Raw genomic sequence first — 19,527 nt, forward strand, 5'->3', positions numbered from 1 at the left:
GTTTCCCTTGTGGGAGCGAGCCTGCTCGCGATGGCGGTGTATCAGATAAATATAGGTGGCTGACACACCGCTATCGCGAGCAGGCTCGCTTCCACAGGTTCCTACGAACGCCCGGCACCGTTGCTCGACAGGAGAGCTACATGACCTCAGCAGATTTCATCATCATCGGCGGCGGCATTGCCGGTGCCTCCACCGGTTACTGGCTGGCGCCCCACGGCCGGGTCATCGTGCTCGAACGCGAGTCCCATCCGGCCTACCACTCCACCGGACGCTCGGCGGCGCTGTACAGCGCCGCCTACGGCACCCCTCAGGTGCGGGCGCTGACCCAGGCCAGTCGGGATTTTTTCGACGCCCCGCCGAGCGGCTTCTGCGAGCATCCATTGCTGACCCCACGGGGCGAAATGACCGTGGACTTCACCGGTGACCCGACCGAGCTGAACAACCAGTACCTCAGCGCCAAGGCCACGGTGCCGCAGATGCAACTGCTCAGCGCCGAAGAAGCCTGCGTACGGCTGCCAATCCTGCGGCGGGACAAGGTCCACGGGGCAATCTACGACCCCACGGCCTGCGACATCGACACCGATGCGCTGCATCAGGGCTACTTGCGCGGTATTCGTCGCAGCGGCGGCCAAGTGCACACCGACAGCGAAGTGCTGGGCCTGAGCCGCGACGACCAGGGATTGTGGCAGGTGAAAACCGCCGGCCAGACCTTCAGCGCGCCGGTACTGATCAACGCCGCTGGCGCCTGGGCCGACCAGGTGGCCGAAATGGCCGGCGCCCGGAAGCTAGGGCTGCAACCCAAGCGGCGCGCGGCCTTCATCTTTGCCGGGCCCGAGGGCGTGGATATTCATGACTGGCCAATGCTGGTGAGCCTGGACGAATCCTTCTACATGAAGCCCGACGCCGGGATGTTCCTTGGTTCGCCGGCCAACGCCGATCCGGTGGAGCCCCATGATGTACAGCCTGAAGAGCTGGACATCGCCATGGGCATCTACCAGATCGAAGAGGCCACCACCCTGACCATCCGCCGTCCGACCCGGACCTGGGCCGGGTTGCGCAGTTTCGTTCACGACGGCGACCTGTTGTCCGGTTTCGATCCACAGGTGCCCGGGCTGTTCTGGGTCGCGGCCCAGGGTGGCTACGGCATCCAGACCTCCCCGGCGATGGGCAAGGCCAGCGCGGCGCTGGTGCGTGGCGAACCGCTGCCCGAGGCGCTGACCCGTTTCGGCCTGAGCAGCGCCATGCTCTCCCCCAAGCGCTTGGAGTGAACCCACTCAGGTGACGCATCGCCACGATTGCGGCACACTCCCCCGCGCCCCTGTCTCACGGGGCGCTGACGCTGCCTGGAGCCCTGTCATGACCGCCTCGCAACCCGATCCGGCGCTGGAAAACTTCCGCACCATCGCCGACGCCATCGCCACGCTGTTCTACCCCCACGCCGAAGTGGTGCTGCACGACCTGCGCACTCAGAAAGTCGACTACATCGCCAACAACCTGTCCAAGCGCGAGATTGGCGACGATTCGTCCCTGGAGGACATGCTCAGCGAGGACGTCAGCGAACGTAACATCGGGCCCTACGAAAAACTGAACTGGGACGGGCAGAAGATTCGCAGCCTCAGCAGCGTACTGCGTGACACCAATGGGCATCCGCTGGCGGTGCTGTGCATCAACCTGAATATTTCGCTGTTCGAGAATGCCAAGGCCGCATTGGACCTGTTCCTGTCGCCGGGTAAATTGATCCCGCAGCCGGACTCACTGTTTCGAGATGACTGGCAGGAGCGGATCAACACCTTCCTGCACGCCTGGATGCGCGAACGGCAACTGAGCCTGAACCTGCTGACCCGCGACCACAAACGCGAGCTGGTGCTGGCGCTGCATGCCGAAGGCGCGTTCAAGGGCAAGAGCGCTTCCAACTATGTGGCCAATGTGCTGAACATGGGGCGGGCGACGGTTTACAAGCATTTGAAGGAGTTGAAGGGCTGAGGTTTTTTGTCGCCAGGCCTGGCCTCATCGCGAGCAGGCTCGCTCCCACAAGGGGTCTGTATCAAACACGCTATTTGTGTTCAATGAGATCCAATGTGGGAGCGAGCCTGCTCGCGATGGCGATCGATCAGTCGCCGTAGATATCCGACTTGAAATACTTGGCCTGGATCTTCTGATACTCCCCGTTGGCCCGAATCCCATCGATGGCCTTGTTCAAGTCCGCCACCAGTTGGGTATTGCCTTTGCGCACCGCGATACCAGCGCCCTCACCGACGTATTTCGGGTCCTTGAGCTCCGGCCCGACAAACGCGTAGCCCTTGCCACGGGGCATAGACAGGAAGTCTTCCAGCGGGATGGTGTCGGCGAAAATCGCGTCCAGGCGACCGGACGCCAGGTCCATGTAGATTTCTTCGTTATTGCTGTAGCGCTTGACGATCACACCCTTGGGTTCGAGGACTTCGGTGGCATAACGGTCAGTGGTGGTAGCCCGCTGCACGCCCACGGTCTTGCCCTTGAGGCTGGCGTATTGGTCATCGACCACCGCCCCTTCCTTCATCACCAGCCGCGATGAGGTGAAGTAGTACTTGTGAGTGAAATCCACCGATTTCTTGCGCTCTTCGGTGATGGTCATGGACGACAGCGCCAGGTCGATCTTCTTCACCTTCAGCGACGGAATCAGCCCGTCGAACTCACCCTCGACCCATTCGCACTTGACCTGCATCTGCACGCACAGGGCATTGCCGATGTCGTAGTCGAACCCTTCGATCTTCCCTTCCGAGGTCTTGGAAGCAAACGGCGGATAAGCCGCCTCGATGCCGATGCGCAAGGTTTTCTCGGCGGCGAACAGACTGCTGGAGGCCAGCAGGCTCAAGGCCAGGCCGGTGATGAGGGGGAATTTTTTCATGATCGATCTCTCGCGGGTTGTTGTTGGTTTGGCAGAGAAAGGTGGATGCGACTATTTGTACTTATAAATCCATACTGGACTTTAATGTACATATCGTCAATTGGGGAAAGCGGGAAAATGATGGAAGGCTGATAGCCCCTTCGCGAGCAAGCCCGCTCCCACAGAGGCCCTGCGTTGAGCACAAATATTGTGTACGACACAGATTCCCTGTGGGAGCGGGCTTGCTCGCGAAGGCGGACTCACAGCCTCCAAACGACTGACAGGCTGCCTACTGCTTCCAGCGATCCGCCGCCGCATGATCACTGTCGCGCCCTTCCACCCAGCGCGGGCCGTCGACAGTGTTTTCCTTTTTCCAGAACGGCGCTCGAGTCTTGAGGTAGTCCATGACGAAGGCGCAGGCGTCGAATGCCGCCTGGCGATGGGCACTGGCGGCCGCGACGAAGACGATCGGCTCGCCCGGCTCCAGGGCACCGATGCGGTGCAGCACCTCCAGCTTGAGCAGCGGCCAGCGCTGCTCGGCCTCGGTGGCGATCTTGCCCAGGGCTTTTTCAGTCATGCCCGGATAGTGCTCCAGGAACATCCCGGACACATCGAGGCCGTCATTGAAATCACGCACGTAGCCGACAAAACTCACCACCGCCCCCACGCCGACATTGGCCGCGTGCATCGCGTTGACTTCGGCGCCCGGGTCGAACGGATCGGCCTGCACACGAATCGCCATGGCTCAGCCTCCGGTCACGGTGGGGAAGAACGCCACTTCGTCACCGTCCAGCAGCGGCTCGTCGAGCTGGCACAGGTCCTCGTTGCGCGCGCACATCAGGTTTTGTTCCTTCAGCACCTCGGCACCGTCACGCTGGGCGAGCAACACGCGCACATCGTCGACCGTGGCAAAATCACCTTCCACCTTTACCGAATCCACGCCAAGCGCTTCACGGTAACGGGCAAAGAATTTCACGTTGATTTTCATGAGGCATCCGCCTGGAAGTGGCCGCTCTTGCCGCCGAGTTTCTCCAGCACCCGCACACCTTCGATGGTCATGCCGCGATCCACGGCCTTGCACATGTCGTAGATGGTCAGCGCGGCAACGCTGGCGGCGGTCAGTGCTTCCATCTCCACACCGGTCTGCCCCGACAGTTTGCAACGGGCAACGATGCGAACGCGGTCCTCACCCTCGGCATTGAGCTCGACCTTGACGCTGGTGAGCATCAGCGGATGGCAGAGCGGGATCAGATCGCTGGTTTTTTTCGCCGCTTGAATACCGGCAATGCGCGCAACGGCAAACACATCGCCCTTGGGATGGCCGCCGCTGACGATCATCTGCAGGGTATCGGGCAACATGCGCACAAAGGCTTCAGCCGTGGCTTCACGGAACGTCACGGCCTTGTCGGTCACGTCGACCATGTTGGCGCGACCTTGGGAATCGAGATGAGTCAGCACAGGGTTACTCCTGATCGGGAGTGTCGATTGTAAACCTGTGGGTCAGATTCCGGCAGGGTTGATTGTCGCACCCACGGCGGCCTGTAATTTGCTGAACACCGTAGATCCCTTTGTGGGAGCGAGCCTGCTCGCGATGGCGGTTTATCAGATAAAAATATGTGGCTGGCACACCGTCATCGCGAGCAGGCTCGCTCCCACAGGCGCTTATGGTGACAGGGTAAAAAACCGGGCGACCTTGAGGTCGCCCGGTTTGCCTGGGGTTACAGATGGGATTCGGCGTATTCGGCCAGGATCGAGCGCGGTACGCCCTGCAGGGTGATGTGGACCCCGTTGGGGAAGTCCTTGAAGCGTTCGGTCAGGTAGGTCAGCCCGGAGCTGGTCGCGGACAGGTAAGGGGTGTCGATCTGCGCCAGGTTACCCAGGCACACCACTTTGGAACCGGCACCGGCACGGGTGATGATGGTTTTCATCTGGTGCGGGGTCAGGTTCTGGCATTCGTCGATCAGGATCAGGCTCTGCTGGAAGCTGCGCCCGCGAATGTAGTTGAGGGATTTGAACTGCAACGGCACTTTGCTGAGGATGTAGTCGACGCTGCCATGGGTGCTTTCGTCATCCATGTGCAAGGCTTCGAGGTTGTCGGTGATCGCCCCCAGCCACGGCTCCATTTTCTCCGCTTCGGTGCCGGGCAGGAAACCGATTTCCTGGTCCAGGCCCTGCACGCTGCGGGTGGCGATGATGCGCCGGTAGCGTTTGCTGACCATGGTCTGCTCGATGGCGGCGGCCAGGGCCAGGATGGTCTTGCCGGAACCGGCGGCGCCGGACAGGTTGACCAGGTGGATATCCGGGTCGAGCAAGGCGAACAGGGCCAGGCTCTGGTAGATGTCGCGAGGCTTGAGACCCCAGGCTTCCTGGTGCAGCAAAGGTTCCTGGTGCAGGTCGAGGATCAGCAGCTTGTCGACCTGGATTTCCTTGATCCAGCCGACGAATCCTTGTTCGTCGATGATGAATTCGTTGATGTGCACGGCCGGCAGGTTGTCGATCAGTTGCACCTGGTGCCAGGTGCGACCATGGTCCTGGCGAGTCTCGACCTTGCTCACACGGTCCCAGAAAGAGCCGGTCATGGTGTGGTAGCCGTTGGGCAACAGCGAGACGTCGTCGACCAGTTGGTCGGTGCTGTAGTCCTCCGCCGCGATCCCGCAGGCGCGGGCCTTGAGGCGCATGTTGATGTCTTTGGTCACCAGCACCACGGCCTGGTCCTTGGTGCGCGCGTGCAGGTCGATCAACTGGTTGATGATGATGTTGTCGTTCAGGTGTTCAGGCAGCACCAGGTTGGGTTCGGTGCGCTTGCTCATCAGAATCGAAAGCAGGCCCTTGGGACCACTTTTGCCACGCTGGATCGGCACGCCAAGCTCTACATCCTCAGGGGAGGCATCGCCCAGGGTCTTGTCGATCAGGCGGATCGCCTGCCTGCATTCGGCCGCAACGCTGTGGTGCCCGCTCTTGAGCTTGTCCAGCTCCTCAAGCACGGTCATCGGGATGGCAACGTGGTGTTCTTCGAAGTTCAGGAGTGCGTTTGGATCGTGGATCAATACGTTGGTATCGAGTACATAGAGGATTGGCTGGTTGGAGGAAAGGCTACGTCCGTGGTCATCCATACTCGGTCACCTATGTGGGGGCCATTCGACGCAATACCGTGACAGTGCTGCGCCTCGAGGTAGCCACCGAATTCACCCGCGAGGATTTTCAGGTGAACTGCACACAATCTGGGTCTTGGAAGACGCCACCTGTGTTGCAGGTTTCGGCGGTCTGACTTCTTGATACTCCAAAAACCATGACAGGAAAAAGCACTTTGACGCTTTTTTGAAGTTTATTTTTCAGAGTGACGAATAACCCTTGGCGTACCGCCGTTGCGCCGTTAAAGTCGGAAGTCCGGTTGTCATGAATGTGCGCCGTTTTTTTCTCCTCCCCCAATGTTTCCGGGCCTTCGCCGGTTTCAGCGAAACGCGTCCTGACACTCCGCCCAACCGATTCCGCTTTGCGCCGTTTGCGTCATGAGCCAGGGCAACGCCGTTTTCACCCCATCCTGCTTGGCATTGAAATTGATCACCCCGTGGCGCCACAGCAGCATCAGGGTCAGCGCGCGCTGGGCGCTTTGCTCAGGCTTGAGCCGACTGTTGCTGTCCTGGGGGTCGATGTCCCATAGCGCCACTTGCAAGCCCTGCTGCCGGAAGAACGCTTGCGCATCGCCACGACGCTGGCCTTGGGGCGGGCGGAACAGCGGCACGTAATTCTCCGGCAGCTTGCCCTTGACCAGCTCGACACTGCGCCGGACCGAGTCTTGCCAGTCCTGCCAATGGCTGTGGGAGCGGAACTCCCAGCCCTGCACACCCACGCATTGTCCTGAATACAACGCCTGGAGATTGTTGACCGAGCGCTCTTCCAACCGCGCCTGGATGTCCTTGCCCAGCACGAAGAAGGTGCCATTCATGTTGGCCTTGCGCAGGTAGTCGGTCAGCCACGGGGTGTTGTCCGGCGCAACGTTGGCGGCGCTGTCGAAGGTCAGCAGGAACAGGCGGTCGTTCATATCTTCGCCGTTGCGCTCGTAATCGCCGAAACGTTCGATTTCGCTGCTGGTTTGCGGAAAAAGCGCGGCTTTACGCAGCAATTCATCGCGGTATTGGGTATGAAAGATCTGGCTCGGCGCGGCCCACTTGATGTAATAGGAGTCGTCGTCCAGATGGAACCTGCGCGCCTCTTCGCGCAGGGTCGCCATGTCCTCGACCAGGTAACAGAAGGAGGCGTCCTGATCGCAGCTGCGCTGGGCGAAGTTGTAGTTGGCCAGCAAACGCTGCCACAGCCGGGCGCGAAGCGCGTCGATCGCGACCATATTCACCGTGCGCAGCCCCAGGTATTGCTTGAGCGCGATTTCGTCCATGGCATCGACGTCCAGCAAGACCCGGGCGAACATCAGGATTTCGGCCCGCGAGGCCACATCGAACAGCGTCGGGCTGGTGAGCTGTTCCGGCCACGTGCTGCGATCCAGGGTGGCGACATCGTTGGGCGCAGCAATGGCGCCCAGGCTCAACAGCCAGGCCGATAACAGAAGAGCGATACGCAAAAGGGATGTCTCCATAACGAAACCCGCGCGGCATCATAGCCGATCCTGGCCCAATACCCTTGTGATCAGCGGACTTGGGGAGCAGACCTGTGGGAGCAAAGCTTGCTCGCGATGCAGTCGACAAGATCCATCTGCAAGATTGCGTCATCGTTCATCGCGAGCAAGCTTTGCTCCCACAGACTTTGCTCCCACAGCTCCCTCACCACACTGCCCGTCAATATTCGCCCATCCATCACCTATCACCCCAATAGCTGGAGTCCACCCGGACAACCCCCTAGAATCGCCGCACCCTCAAGGAGACGATTTCATGCTGATGGTGATTTCCCCCGCCAAGACCCTCGATTACGAAACACCGCCGGCCACCGAGCGTTTTACCCAACCGCAGTACCTGGATCATTCCCAGGAACTGATCGAACAGTTGCGCGAACTCTCGCCGGCACAGATCAGCGAGCTGATGCACGTTTCCGACAAGATTGGGGGGCTCAATGCCGCTCGATTCGGTAGCTGGACGCCGGCGTTCACCCCGGCCAACGCCAAGCAGGCGCTGCTGGCCTTCAAGGGCGACGTGTACACGGGCCTGGATGCGCAAAGCTTTGGCGAAGCCGATTTCGACTATGCCCAGCAACACTTGCGCATGCTCTCCGGCCTCTATGGCCTGCTGCGGCCACTGGACCTGATGCAACCCTATCGCCTGGAAATGGGCACGAAGCTGGCCAACGCCCGAGGCAAGGATCTGTATGCCTTCTGGGGCACGCGTATCAGCCAATGGCTGAACGAAGCCCTGGCCGACCAGGGCGACGACGTGCTGTTGAACCTGGCTTCCAATGAATACTTCTCGGCGGTCAAGCGCAGCGCACTGAAAGCGCGCGTCATCGATACCGAGTTCCGAGACCTGAAAAATGGCCAGTACAAGATCATCAGCTTCTACGCCAAGAAAGCCCGGGGCCTGATGAGTCGTTTCGTGATTCAGGAACGGATCAACGACCCTGCGGCACTCAGCCAATTCGATGTGCAGGGTTATCGCTTCAGCGCACAACAGTCGAGCCAGGACAAACTGGTGTTCTTGCGCGATCACGCCCCCGAATAAGGCATAACCTTATATCGCCCCTGATCGGGGGCTTCGATCAAGCCCCGATCTGTCATCTTAGTTACCCGCCTGTTTCGCCAGTTTCATGACGTCAATAAATCGGCCCACTCTCCCGCTAACTTTTCTTTCACTCGACACTCGTCAGTTTTTTGCGTAGTGGCACCAAAATTTTTTATCGGTAGTGGCACAAAACTATCTCCCCCTCCTAACTCCCCATTAATAAAGGATGAAACGGCAAGTGCCATCATATTGAGGGCAGTGCCATCTTCGATAATATTTCGAAAAATTTCGAAAATCGCGATGAGCGGATCGGAACTATGTGAAATTGCACGGCTCATACCACCCGTAACGATTCTCACGGAGCGTGTAAGAGAAGACTTACATAGGCCGTCGATCCCAGTAACCAAGTTGTCATGGCAATTTAGCGAAACGGTCGCCTATTTGGATCCATCTTATAAAGGACAGGAGATAACGCACCATTACTATCCCCTACAAGGCCAAGGCTGCGCCCCTACAACGTGCTCACCCGAGCACACAAGCTTCTGATTTTGTGGGCTTTTTGCCAGGGATCGGAAGTGAAGGACTTTTGCACGAGCGTTCCTGAAAACGGGAACTGGCTGCATAACAGGGCAGGTCATAACAAACTAGGCCGCTTTGCGCACAACTTGAGTGCAATTATTTAGACACTCGGAACTTAGTATGCCTGCACACGGCATTGTGGCGCCTGCATTCCACACTTCCGAGTGCACTATGACCGCTGAACACTATTAACTCCGGCCATTTAATGGCGTGAAAAACAGAGGTAAATGCGATGCGCATTAGCATATTTGGTTTGGGTTACGTCGGTGCAGTATGTGCCGGTTGCCTGTCTGCACGGGGCCATGATGTAGTTGGCGTGGATGTCGCCAAAGACAAAATCGACATGATCAACGCCGGCAAATCGCCGATCGTTGAACCTGGTCTTGGCGAGCTATTGGCGCAAGGCATTCAAACAGGCCGACTGCGCGGTACGACCAACTTCGCCGAGGCAATTCGCGATACTGACCTGTCGATGATCTGTGTCGGTACACCCAGCAAAAAGAACGGCGACCTGGAACTGAACTACATCGAAGCGGTGTGCCGCGAGATCGGTTTTGTCCTGCGTGACAAGACCACCCGCCACACTATCGTGGTTCGCAGCACCGTATTGCCGGGCACTGTGGCAAACGTTGTCATCCCGATCCTGGAAGACTGCTCCGGCAAGAAAGCCGGCGTCGATTTCGGTGTCGCGGTCAACCCTGAGTTCCTGCGCGAAAGCACCGCAATCAAAGACTACGACCAGCCGCCGATGACCGTTATCGGTGAGTTCGACAAAGCCTCTGGCGACGTTCTGCAATCGCTGTACGAAGAGCTCGACGCACCGATCATCCGCAAGGACATCGCCGTCGCCGAGATGATCAAGTACACCTGCAACGTGTGGCACGCCACCAAGGTGACCTTCGCCAACGAGATCGGCAACATCGCCAAGGCCGTCGGTGTCGATGGCCGTGAAGTGATGGACGTAGTCTGCCAGGACAAGACCCTGAACCTGTCCCAGTACTACATGCGCCCAGGCTTCGCCTTCGGCGGTTCCTGCCTGCCCAAGGACGTTCGTGCGCTGACCTACCGCGCCGGTTCCCTGGACGTGGAAGCGCCGCTGCTCAACTCGCTGATGCGCAGCAACGAATCCCAGGTGCAGAACGCCTTCGACATCGTTTCCAGCCACGACAAGCGCAAAGTCGCCCTGCTGGGCCTGAGCTTCAAGGCCGGCACCGACGACCTGCGTGAAAGCCCATTGGTGGAACTGGCGGAAATGCTGATCGGCAAGGGTTTCGACCTGAAGATCTACGACAGCAACGTCGAATACGCCCGCGTCCACGGTGCGAACAAGGATTACATCGAGTCGAAGATTCCTCACGTCTCGTCCTTGCTCAACGCCGACTTCGACTCGGTGATCGACAGCTCCGACATCATCATCCTGGGTAACCGCGACGAGAAGTTCCGCGCGCTGACCGAAAACGTACCGGAAGGCAAGCAGGTCATCGACCTGGTCGGCTTCATGTCCAAGGCCACCAACCCGAGTGGCCGGACCGAAGGCATCTGCTGGTAAGTCTGTTTGCCGGCCGGGGCTTGCCCCGGCCGGCCTTTCGCCTGCCTTAACCCATCGGGCCGCCCACAAGGCCCGCCCGAGATAGAGACGGATGCAGATTATGCACAGGCTAAAGCACGGCCTGCTTCAGGCCGCCGGTTGGCTGTTTTACTTGAGTTTATTGATGGGCATCGCCATGGCGCTGCCCACGTCCACGTTCGACTCCGAATCCAAGGATTTCATCTTCCTGATCGGCGCCGTGGGCATCTGGCGTTACTCCATGGGAGCAACGCATTTCGTGCGCGGCATGATCTTCCTCTACATCGTCTACCCGCACCTGCGCCGCAAGGTACGCAAGCTGGGCAAGGCGGCGGATCCGTCCCACGTGTACCTGATGGTCACCAGCTTCCGGATCGATGCGCTGACCACTGCCCAGGTGTATGGCTCGGTGATTCGCGAGGCCATCGACTGCGAGCTGCCCACCACCGTGGTCTGCTCCATCGTGGAAATGTCCGACGAACTGCTGGTCAAGAGCCTCTGGGCCCGCATGAACCCGCCAGCGCGGGTCAAGCTGGACTTCGTGCGCATTCCCGGCACTGGCAAGCGTGACGGCCTGGCCTACGGCTTCCGCGCCATCTCCCGCCACTTGCCGGACGACCGCGCCGTGGTTGCGGTGATCGACGGCGATACCGTGCTCGCCGAAGGCGTCGTACGCAAGACCGTGCCGTGGTTCCAGCTGTTCGGCAACGTCGGCGGCCTGACCACCAACGAGTTCTGCGAAGTGCGCGGCGGCTACATCATGAGCGAATGGCACAAGCTGCGCTTCGCCCAACGGCATATCAACATGTGCTCCATGGCCTTGTCCAAGCGCGTGCTGACCATGACCGGCCGTATGTCGGTGTTCCGCGCCACCGTGGTGACCAACCCGGACTTCATCGCCGACGTGGAAAGTGACTCGCTGCAACACTGGCGCCTGGGTCGCTTCAAGTTCCTCACCGGTGATGACAAGTCGAGCTGGTTCAGCCTGATGCGCCTGGGCTACGACACCTTCTACGTACCTGATGCGGCGATCAACACCGTCGAGCATCCACCGGAGAAAAGCTTCATCAAGGCCAGCCGCAAGCTGATGTTCCGCTGGTACGGCAACAACCTGCGACAGAACTCCCGGGCCCTGGGCCTGGGGCTGCGCCGTCTGGGCCTGTTCACTTCGGTGGTGCTGTTCGACCAGCGCGTGTCGATGTGGACCTCGCTGCTGGGCCTGACCGTCGCACTGATCGCCAGCTTCAAGTACGGCACCGCGTTCATCCTGGTGTACCTGCTGTGGATCGGCATCACGCGGTTGATCCTGACCCTGCTGCTGTCGTGCTCCGGACACCGGATCGGCCCTGCCTACCCGGCGATTCTCTATTACAACCAGATCGTCGGTGCCCTGGTGAAGATCTACGTGTTCTTCCGCCTCGATCAACAGTCCTGGACCCGCCAGCCCACCCACCTGACCCGTGATCTCGCCAGCTTTCAACGTTGGTTCAACACTTGGTCGTCTCGGACCATGACCTTCTCCGCCGGCAGCATTTTTGTCGCCGTGCTGCTGACGATGGTCTGACCGGACTTGAATGAATTAACTAGGAAATCGCCCCTATGAACACCGCCGTGAATGTCAACGTAGTGCATGAATCCGAAGCCCAGCGCCAACACGCCCGGGTCAAAATCCCGGCCAAGCTGCGCTTCTTCGGCCCTGACCGCACCCCCATGGAAGTCAAGGTCCTGGACCTGTCCGCCGGTGGCCTGAGCTTCAATGCCGGCCAGATGCCCCTCAAGGTCGGTGAGTCCTACAAGGGTCGCCTGCAGTTCGTCATCGACAACCTTGGCCTGGCCATGGACGTGGAATTGCAGATCCGCTCCTACGACCGCCAGACCGGCCGCACCGGTTGCCAGTTCCAGAACCTGGAGCCTCGGGACATCTCGACACTGCGTCACATCATCACCTCGCACCTGGCCGGCGACATCGTCGGTGTCGGTGACGTACTGGCGACCCTGCAGCGCGATAACTTCACCAAGGCTCGCAAGCAGAAAGACGAAAACGGCGGCATGAGTGCCTTGGGTCGCCTGCGCGCCGTGACCTTCAGCCTCGGGGTCTTCATCGTTGGCCTGGCGGCGTTCGGTTTCATCTTCAAGTCGGTGTACGGCATGTACTTCGTCAGCCACGCCCAGGCGGGCCTGGTGAACGTACCGGGCACGGCCATCACCATGCCGCGCGACGGCACCGTGCAAAGCCTGGTCAAGGCCGACGGCGTGGCAGCCAAGGGCGCCCCGCTGGCGACCTTCAGCACCAGCATGCTCGATGTGCTCAAAGGTCACCTGGACGACAACCAGTTGCAGCCAGCCAAGGTCGAAGAGCTGTTCGGCAAGCAAATGACCGGCACCCTGACGTCTCCGTGCGACTGCATCGTGGCCCAGCAACTGGTCGCCAACGGTCAGTACGCCAGCAAGGGCGACGTGATCTTCCAACTGGTTCCACGAGGCACCGAAGCCAACGTCGAGGCGCGTTTCTCCTATCGCCAGTTCGGCGACGTGCGCCCAGGTACGCCCGTCAACTTCCAGGTCGCCGGCGAAGAAGGTACCCGTACCGGCAAGATCGTCAGCAGCACCAGCCTGAAAAGTGCCGACCTGTCTTCCGATATCCGTGTGTTGATCCAGCCTGACGAACCCCTGGACAGCTCGCTGGCCGGCCGTCCGGTAGAAGTCACCAGCGACCGTGGCCCGAACCTGAACTGGCTGATCGACAAAGCCATGGCCGTCGGTCTTTAAGTCGAGGATATGCCCGTGACCATTATAAAAATCCTTAACACCCCACAGACCCTGTGGGAGCGAGCTTGCTCGCGAAAGGATCAACGCGGTCAGGATGATATGCCGCAAGCTCGTTCCCACATGGGGACACTCTGTGCCCTGGCATTGGCCGTCAGCCTGGCCGGTTGCGCCGGCCTGCCCGATCAACGCCTGGCCAACGAAGCCCTCAAGCGCGGCGACACGGCGCTGGCGCAGCAGAACTATCAGCAACTGGCAGACCTGGGCTACAGCGAAGCCCAGGTCGGCCTGGCCGATATCCAGGTGGACAGCCGTGATCCGGAGCAGATGAAAAAAGCCGAGGCGACCTATCGCGCCGCGGCCGATATCTCGCCCCGGGCCCAGGCGCGCCTGGGTCGCCTGCTGGTAGCCAAGCCGGGCTCCACCGAAGCGGAAAAACACGAAGCCGAAGGTCTGCTGAAAAAAGCTTTCGCCAACGGTGAAGGTAATACCCTGATCCCGCTGGCGATGCTGTACCTGCAATATCCCCACAGTTTCCCGAACGTCAACGCCCAGCAGCAGATCAGCCAATGGCGCAGCGCCGGCTACCCGGAAGCAGGCCTGGCGCAGATTCTGCTCTACCGCACCCAGGGCACCTACGACCAGCACCTGGATGAAGTCGAGAAGGTCTGCAAGGCCGCGCTGGCGACTACGGACATTTGCTACGTCGAATTGGCCACGGTCTATCAGAAACGCGGCCAGCCGGAACAGCAGGCCGCGTTGCTCAAGCAGATGCAGGACGGTCACGCCCGTGGCGTCGTATCCGCCCAGCGCGTGGACAGCGTCGCCCGTGTCCTGGCCGATGCCAGCCTGGGCAAGACCGATGAAAAGACCGCCCAGTCGTTGCTCGAAGGCATCGCCCCTGGCTACCCCGCTGCCTGGGTCAGCCTGGCGCAATTGCTCTACGACTTCCCCGAACTGGGTGACGTCGACAAGATGATGCAGTACCTGGAAAACGGCCGCGCCGCCGACCAGCCTCGCGCCGAGCTGTTGCTAGGCAAGCTTTACTACGAAGGCAAGTGGGTCCCGGCCGATGCCAAGGTCGCCGAGGCGCATTTCCAGAAAGCTGTTGGTCGCGAAGTGGCTGCCGACTACTACCTCGGCCAGATCTATCGCCGCGGCTACCTGGGCCAGGTGTACCCGCAAAAAGCCCTGGACCACCTGCTCAAGGCCGCCCGCAACGGCCAGAACAGCGCCGATTTCGCCATTGCCCAGCTGTTCTCCCAGGGCAAGGGCACCAAGCCCAACCCGGTCAACGCCTATGTCTTCAGCCAGTTGGCCAAGGCGCAGAACACCCCGCAAGCGACCGAACTTGCCCAGACCCTCGAAACACAATTACCGCCGCAACAACTTGCACAAGCCCAACGCCTGCTACAACAAGAGCAGGCCATTCGCGGCTCGATGAGCCCCGATACGCTGGAACTGCAAGCCCTAAAAGAAGATGACGGCGAGGAACCTCTATGAAGCCTTTGAAGCTCAATCCTTTTGTGCAGGCCGGAATTGGCCTGACCTGTGCCCTGCTGTGGTCCTGCCCGACCCTGGCGGCCCTGACCGACACCAAGAACTTCGGCCTGGAAGTGAAGATCACCGGCCAGTCCGAAGACGACCGTGACCTCGGCACCCAGAGCGGTGGCGACGTCAACGGCGTCGGCCTGGACCTGCGTCCCTGGGTCTACGGCGAAAGCGAAAGCGGTGCCTGGAGCGCCTACGCCATGGCCCAGGCCGTGACGTCCTCCGATATCATCGAGACCGACACCCTGCAGCAGTCCGATGGCAGCACCCAGGAAACCGACAGCGGCGATCGCGAAGCCAAGAAAAGCTACCTGGCCATGCGCGAGTTCTGGATTGGCTACCGTGGGCTGACCCCTTACCCGGGCGAGCAGTTGAAGTTCGGTCGCCAGCGCCTGCGCAATGACGACGGCCAATGGCGCGACACCAACATCGAAGCCCTGAACTGGACCTTCGACACCACCTTGCTGCGGGCCAACCTCGGCGTCGCCGAGCGGTTCAGCGAATACCGCACCGACCTGAAAGAATTGTCCCCCAAGGACAAGGATCGCCTGCACGTCTACGGTGACGTGGGTTACCAGTGGATGCCCGGCCAGTGGGCCGGTATCCGTGCCCACCATTCCCACGACAGCGGCAGCCTCGATTATCCGACCCCGGGCGAACCTACCGATACCCTGGACAAGACCCAGAACGGTGACTTGACCTGGCTGGGCCTGGAAGCCAACAGCGACGCCTACAACTGGCGCAACACCAACACCGTCAACTACTGGGCGAGCCTGACCGGCATGACCGGTGACCGTGACACCGTCAACCCGCTCAATGCCGACGGCACGCGTCCGGCGCAAGCCAAGCACAGTGATGACGTCGACGGCTGGGCCACCGACCTGGGTATCCGCCTGCGTCTGGACCCGCAATGGCAAGTCGGTGCGGCCTATGCCCGCGCCAGCGAAGACTACGAACAGAACGGCCTGCAAAGCAACCGCTCGAACTTCACCGGCACCCGCTCGCGCGTGCACCGTTTCGGCGAAGCGTTCCGTGGCGAAATGGCCAACACCCAGAGCGCCAGCCTGTTCGGTTCCTGGCAGCTGCGTGACGAATACGACGCCAGCCTGGTGTACCACAAGTTCTGGCGCGTGGACGGCAACAAGCCGGTGGGCAGCAACGGCATCAACGCCGTGGAAAACAACACCGACGACGTGACCGGCGCGATCCTGTCCACCTCGTCCCTGCCGCTGCGTGACGGTAACAAGGACCTGGGCCAGGAAGTCGACCTGGTGGTGACCAAGTACTTCAAGCAAGGCCTGCTGCCAGCCGCGCTGAGTCAGTCCATTGATGAGCCGTCGGCGCTGGTGCGCTTTCGTGGCGGCGTGTTCAAGCCAGGCGACGCCTACGGCAAAGAGGTCGATTCGTACATGCATCGCGCCTTTGTCGACGTGATCTGGCGTTTCTGATGCGAATGGCCATGGGAGTGCCCGAAATGAACCGCTACCTCAGGAACAGCCAGGCGATGAAAGGTTCGATCAGCCTGTTGGTCGCAGCGATGCTGCTGGCCGGCGCGCCGGCGTTCGCCAACGTTGAACCGGCGGTCAAGCCGGGCAACGTGGTCAAGGAACTGCAACGGGCCAAGACCTACACCGTCAACAGTGCGCCGACCGCGCCACTGGAACTGGCCAAGCCGACCCTGCCCGACCTCTCCGGCTACACCGCCGAAGCGGCCGCGGCAAAAATCGTGCGGACCAAGCCCGGCAAAGTCAGCGTGCGTCGGATGATGCAGGAAAACGCCTTGAAGGACTTCATCGGCGGCGACAACAAGATGGCCGAGTGGGTAGTGCGTCAGCACGGCATCCCACAGGCCATCTTCGTCGACGATGGCTACATGAACCTCAAGGAGCTGGCCAAGAAACAGCCCAAGTACATCATCCAGACTTCGCCAGGTGTCTACCTGGCGAAGATTCCGATCGTGGTCGGCCAGAAAGGCATCCTGGAAATCGACAAACAGACCCAGGAACTGCGCCTGTCCCAGGAGGGCGGTGCGTTCCTGGTCAACGATGGCCAGATGTTCATCCGCGACACCAAGGTCACCGGCTGGCGTGAAAAGGACAATGGCCCCGCCACGTTCCGCTCGCCCAAGGAATTCCGACCGTTCCTGCTGGCCTGGGGCGGCACCGAGACCTATATCGTCAACACCAAGATGGCCAGCTTCGGCTACGCCAACAGTAAGTCGTACGGGGTGAGTATTTCCCAATACACGCCGAACATGGCCAAGGTCCTCAAGCGCCCGGAACCGACCGGCTGGATCATCGGTTCCGAGTTCTCGGACATGTGGTACGGCTTCTACTGCTACGAGACCCGCGACTTTGTCGTCAAGAGCAACACCTACAAAGACAACATCGTCTACGGCATCGACCCCCACGACCGTTCCCATCGGCTGATCATCGCCGACAACACCGTCTACGGGACCAAGAAGAAGCACGGGATCATTATTTCCCGTGAGGTCAACGACAGCTTCATCATCAACAACAGAAGCTACGACAACAAACTCTCGGGCCTGGTGATCGACCGTAACAGCGTGAACAACCTGATCGCCTACAACGAGATCTACAAGAACCACACCGACGGCATCACGCTCTATGAGAGTGCTGACAACCTGCTGTGGGGCAACAAAGTGATCAGCAACCAACGCCACGGCATCCGCATTCGTAACAGCGTGAACATCCGCCTCTACGAAAACGTATCCATGGCCAACGGCCTGACCGGTATCTACGGTCACATCAAGGACCTGTCCGATACCGACCGGGACATCAAGCTCGACCCGTTCGACGCCGAAGTCTCGCTGATCGTGGTCGGCGGCGAACTGGCTGCCAACGGCAGCGGCCCGCTGTCCATCGACTCGCCGTTGAGCGTCGAGCTGTACCGCGTGTCCATGCTTGCGCCGACCAAATCCAGCGGCATCAGCTTCACGGGGATCCTTGGCGAACGCCAGGATGAAATTCTCGACCTGCTGGTGCGCCAGCAGAAAGCCGTGCTGATCGACCCTGTCGAACGCCAGACCGAAATGCGGGACTGAGGATGACCTTTATGAACCCACAAATGATCAAACTCCTGGGCCTGTCCGCCCTGACTGCCGGCATTCTCGCCGCCGCAAGCGGCGCCCGCGCCGATGAAATCAAGGCCCCGACCTTCACGGCCGAACCGTGCTGCAACCTGTGCCCTGCCGCCCACGACGCGAAGAACTACACCACGCGCTACCAGCAGAACTTCACCACGCTGGTGCAGGCCCAGGGCGACTGGCTGTTCCGGACCCAGGAAGACCTGCGTACCGAATTCAACACCACCCCGGCCGGTTACAAGCGCATGCAGCAGTTGCACGATGCGTTCAAGGCCAAAGGCGTCGAGCTGGTGATCGTCTACCAGCCAACCCGGGGCCTGGTAAACCGCAACAAGCTCAACCCACAGGAAAAGGCCGCTTTCGACTATGAGAAAGCCCTGACCAACTACAAATCCATGCTCGGCCGTTTCGCCCAGATGGGCTATGTGGTGCCGGACCTGTCGCCGCTGACCAACGAGAACCTGCCGGAAACCCTGCCGGCCCACGATTTCTATTTCCGTGGCGACCAGCACTGGACTCCGTACGGCGCCCAGCGCACGGCCAAGATCGTCGCCGAGAAGGTCAAGCAGATCCCGGCCTTCGCCGACATTCCCAAGCGTGAGTTCGAGACCAAGAAGTCCGGCCGCATGGGCAAGACCGGCACCCTGCACAACATGGCCGGGCAACTGTGCGGCACCAGCTATGCGATCCAGTACATGGACCAGTTCACCACCGAACCCAAGGGCGAGGCTGGCGACGGCGACCTGTTCGGCGATTCCGGCAACCCGCAGATCACCCTCGTGGGCACCAGTCACAGCGGCAAGAACTACAACTTTGCCGGTTTCCTGGAAGAAGCCATCGGCGCCGACATCCTCAACGTCGCCTTCCCTGGCGGCGGCCTGGAAGGCGCGATGATCCAGTACCTGGGCAGCGAAGAGTTCCAGAAGAACCCGCCGAAAATCCTCATCTGGGAATTCTCGCCGCTGTATCGCCTGGACCAGGAAACCATCTACCGCCAGATGATGGCGCTGCTGGACAACAACGGCTGCGAAGGCAAGCCGGCACTCATGAGCAGCAAGACCGCGCTCAAGCCAGGCAAGAACGAATTGATGGTCAATAGCAAGAACATGGATCTGCGTAACAGCAGCCACCAAGTCGACATCCGCTTCGCCGACACCTCGGTGAAAACCTTGCAAGCCACCCTCTGGTACATGAATGGGCGCCACGAGGATATCAAGATCGAAAAACCGGATACCTCGGAAACCGACGGACGTTTCGCCTTCCAATTGCGTACTGATGACGACTGGGCTTCCCAGAACCTGCTGGCTGTAGAAGTCCAGGGACCTGAAGCCGGCAAGGAGCCACAGCAAGTGGAAGCGAAAATCTGCAAACGCAACGCATCTCCGCAAGCCGAACAAACGGCTCAAATCGGACAATGAGGTCTCGTCTC

At 60.3% G+C, this 19,527-nt stretch carries 17 protein-coding genes; 10 read left to right on the forward strand and 7 right to left on the reverse strand.

All coding sequences use genetic code 11. The annotated features are described in order from the left end of the window. Positions 1-140: 140 nt before the first annotated feature. Positions 141-1,268, forward strand: coding sequence for an NAD(P)/FAD-dependent oxidoreductase (locus tag PBDP_RS24030; protein ID WP_212801419.1), 1,128 nt, complete (start codon positions 141-143; stop codon positions 1,266-1,268). Positions 1,269-1,356: 88 nt separating this feature from the next. After that, entirely contained in the window at positions 1,357-1,983 is a 627-nt protein-coding gene (locus tag PBDP_RS24035) for a helix-turn-helix transcriptional regulator (protein WP_109754777.1), read from the forward strand. 127 nt (positions 1,984-2,110) lie between these two features. Here the strand turns inward: PBDP_RS24035 and aotJ are convergent, their stop codons facing one another. The 6 genes from aotJ to PBDP_RS24065 all read right to left on the reverse strand — a co-directional run bounded on the left by aotJ (position 2,111) and on the right by PBDP_RS24065 (position 7,442). Continuing rightward, positions 2,111-2,887 carry an L-arginine-binding protein AotJ gene (gene aotJ, locus PBDP_RS24040; protein ID WP_109754778.1) on the reverse strand — a complete coding sequence of 259 codons (777 nt, stop codon included), beginning with the start codon at positions 2,885-2,887 and terminating at the stop codon, positions 2,111-2,113. A 268-nt stretch (positions 2,888-3,155) separates the two neighbouring features. Next, positions 3,156-3,608, reverse strand: a complete 453-nt coding sequence (gene moaE, locus PBDP_RS24045) for a molybdopterin synthase catalytic subunit MoaE (RefSeq protein ID WP_109754779.1) — start codon at positions 3,606-3,608, stop codon at positions 3,156-3,158. Positions 3,609-3,611: 3 nt separating this feature from the next. Then, positions 3,612-3,854, reverse strand: a complete 243-nt coding sequence (locus PBDP_RS24050; RefSeq protein ID WP_109754780.1) for a MoaD/ThiS family protein — start codon at positions 3,852-3,854, stop codon at positions 3,612-3,614. Then, positions 3,851-4,324, reverse strand: a complete 474-nt coding sequence (gene moaC, locus PBDP_RS24055; protein WP_030139643.1) for a cyclic pyranopterin monophosphate synthase MoaC — start codon at positions 4,322-4,324, stop codon at positions 3,851-3,853. The genes PBDP_RS24050 and moaC overlap by 4 nt, the downstream gene beginning before the upstream one ends. 260 nt (positions 4,325-4,584) lie before the next feature. Next, a complete protein-coding gene (locus PBDP_RS24060) occupies positions 4,585-5,979 on the reverse strand; it encodes a PhoH family protein (RefSeq protein ID WP_109754781.1) in 1,395 nt (464 codons plus the stop codon). A gap of 338 nt (positions 5,980-6,317) precedes the next feature. Continuing rightward, the gene (locus tag PBDP_RS24065; protein WP_116833390.1) at positions 6,318-7,442 is read right to left on the reverse strand and encodes a polysaccharide deacetylase family protein; all 1,125 of its coding nucleotides are present in this window, start codon (positions 7,440-7,442) and stop codon (positions 6,318-6,320) included. A 307-nt stretch (positions 7,443-7,749) separates the two neighbouring features. Here PBDP_RS24065 and yaaA point away from each other — a divergent pair, with 307 nt between their 5' ends. Beyond that, positions 7,750-8,529, forward strand: a complete 780-nt coding sequence (gene yaaA, locus PBDP_RS24070; protein WP_212801420.1) for a peroxide stress protein YaaA — start codon at positions 7,750-7,752, stop codon at positions 8,527-8,529. Between the two features lie 83 nt (positions 8,530-8,612). Here the strand turns inward: yaaA and PBDP_RS24075 are convergent, their stop codons facing one another. Further along, the gene (locus PBDP_RS24075; RefSeq protein ID WP_146206871.1) at positions 8,613-8,867 is read right to left on the reverse strand and encodes a hypothetical protein; all 255 of its coding nucleotides are present in this window, start codon (positions 8,865-8,867) and stop codon (positions 8,613-8,615) included. A gap of 473 nt (positions 8,868-9,340) precedes the next feature. On the opposite strand from PBDP_RS24075, the gene PBDP_RS24080 reads away from it, so the two are divergent. The 7 genes from PBDP_RS24080 (at position 9,341) to PBDP_RS24110 (ending at position 19,516) form a co-directional block, all read left to right on the forward strand. Further along, entirely contained in the window at positions 9,341-10,657 is a 1,317-nt protein-coding gene (locus PBDP_RS24080) for a nucleotide sugar dehydrogenase (protein WP_057448969.1), read from the forward strand. A gap of 100 nt (positions 10,658-10,757) precedes the next feature. Then, the gene (alg8, locus tag PBDP_RS24085; RefSeq protein ID WP_370873689.1) at positions 10,758-12,239 is read left to right on the forward strand and encodes a mannuronan synthase; all 1,482 of its coding nucleotides are present in this window, start codon (positions 10,758-10,760) and stop codon (positions 12,237-12,239) included. A gap of 35 nt (positions 12,240-12,274) precedes the next feature. Further along, a complete protein-coding gene (locus PBDP_RS24090; RefSeq protein WP_109754785.1) occupies positions 12,275-13,444 on the forward strand; it encodes an alginate biosynthesis protein Alg44 in 1,170 nt (389 codons plus the stop codon). Between the two features lie 15 nt (positions 13,445-13,459). Then, on the forward strand, positions 13,460-14,944 hold the full coding sequence (gene algK, locus PBDP_RS24095) for an alginate biosynthesis TPR repeat lipoprotein AlgK (protein ID WP_109754786.1): 1,485 nt from the start codon (positions 13,460-13,462) through the stop codon (positions 14,942-14,944). A 5-nt stretch (positions 14,945-14,949) separates the two neighbouring features. Next, the gene (locus tag PBDP_RS24100; RefSeq protein ID WP_109754936.1) at positions 14,950-16,440 is read left to right on the forward strand and encodes an alginate export family protein; all 1,491 of its coding nucleotides are present in this window, start codon (positions 14,950-14,952) and stop codon (positions 16,438-16,440) included. Positions 16,441-16,466: 26 nt separating this feature from the next. Continuing rightward, positions 16,467-18,056 carry a mannuronan 5-epimerase AlgG gene (algG, locus tag PBDP_RS24105; RefSeq protein ID WP_109754937.1) on the forward strand — a complete coding sequence of 530 codons (1,590 nt, stop codon included), beginning with the start codon at positions 16,467-16,469 and terminating at the stop codon, positions 18,054-18,056. An 11-nt stretch (positions 18,057-18,067) separates the two neighbouring features. Further along, positions 18,068-19,516, forward strand: coding sequence for an alginate O-acetyltransferase (locus PBDP_RS24110; RefSeq protein ID WP_109754787.1), 1,449 nt, complete (start codon positions 18,068-18,070; stop codon positions 19,514-19,516). Positions 19,517-19,527 lie beyond the last annotated feature (11 nt).

Origin of the sequence: Pseudomonas sp. St290, from assembly GCF_018325805.1 — a bacterium.
Taxonomy (GTDB): Bacteria; Pseudomonadota; Gammaproteobacteria; order Pseudomonadales; family Pseudomonadaceae; genus Aquipseudomonas; species Aquipseudomonas bijieensis.

Bases quoted from the DNA above. Each gene is read 5' to 3' on its own strand.
- PBDP_RS24030 (WP_212801419.1), top strand. From the start codon at position 141: ATGACCTCAGCAGATTTCATCATCATCGGCGGCGGCATTGCCGGTGCC.
- PBDP_RS24035 (WP_109754777.1), top strand. From the start codon at position 1,357: ATGACCGCCTCGCAACCCGATCCGGCGCTGGAAAACTTCCGCACCATC.
- aotJ (WP_109754778.1), bottom strand. From the start codon at position 2,887: ATGAAAAAATTCCCCCTCATCACCGGCCTGGCCTTGAGCCTGCTGGCC.
- moaE (WP_109754779.1), bottom strand. From the start codon at position 3,608: ATGGCGATTCGTGTGCAGGCCGATCCGTTCGACCCGGGCGCCGAAGTC.
- PBDP_RS24050 (WP_109754780.1), bottom strand. From the start codon at position 3,854: ATGAAAATCAACGTGAAATTCTTTGCCCGTTACCGTGAAGCGCTTGGC.
- PBDP_RS24060 (WP_109754781.1), bottom strand. From the start codon at position 5,979: ATGGATGACCACGGACGTAGCCTTTCCTCCAACCAGCCAATCCTCTAT.
- yaaA (WP_212801420.1), top strand. From the start codon at position 7,750: ATGCTGATGGTGATTTCCCCCGCCAAGACCCTCGATTACGAAACACCG.
- PBDP_RS24075 (WP_146206871.1), bottom strand. From the start codon at position 8,867: ATGAGCCGTGCAATTTCACATAGTTCCGATCCGCTCATCGCGATTTTC.
- PBDP_RS24080 (WP_057448969.1), top strand. From the start codon at position 9,341: ATGCGCATTAGCATATTTGGTTTGGGTTACGTCGGTGCAGTATGTGCC.
- alg8 (WP_370873689.1), top strand. From the start codon at position 10,758: ATGCACAGGCTAAAGCACGGCCTGCTTCAGGCCGCCGGTTGGCTGTTT.
- PBDP_RS24090 (WP_109754785.1), top strand. From the start codon at position 12,275: ATGAACACCGCCGTGAATGTCAACGTAGTGCATGAATCCGAAGCCCAG.
- algG (WP_109754937.1), top strand. From the start codon at position 16,467: ATGAACCGCTACCTCAGGAACAGCCAGGCGATGAAAGGTTCGATCAGC.
- PBDP_RS24110 (WP_109754787.1), top strand. From the start codon at position 18,068: ATGAACCCACAAATGATCAAACTCCTGGGCCTGTCCGCCCTGACTGCC.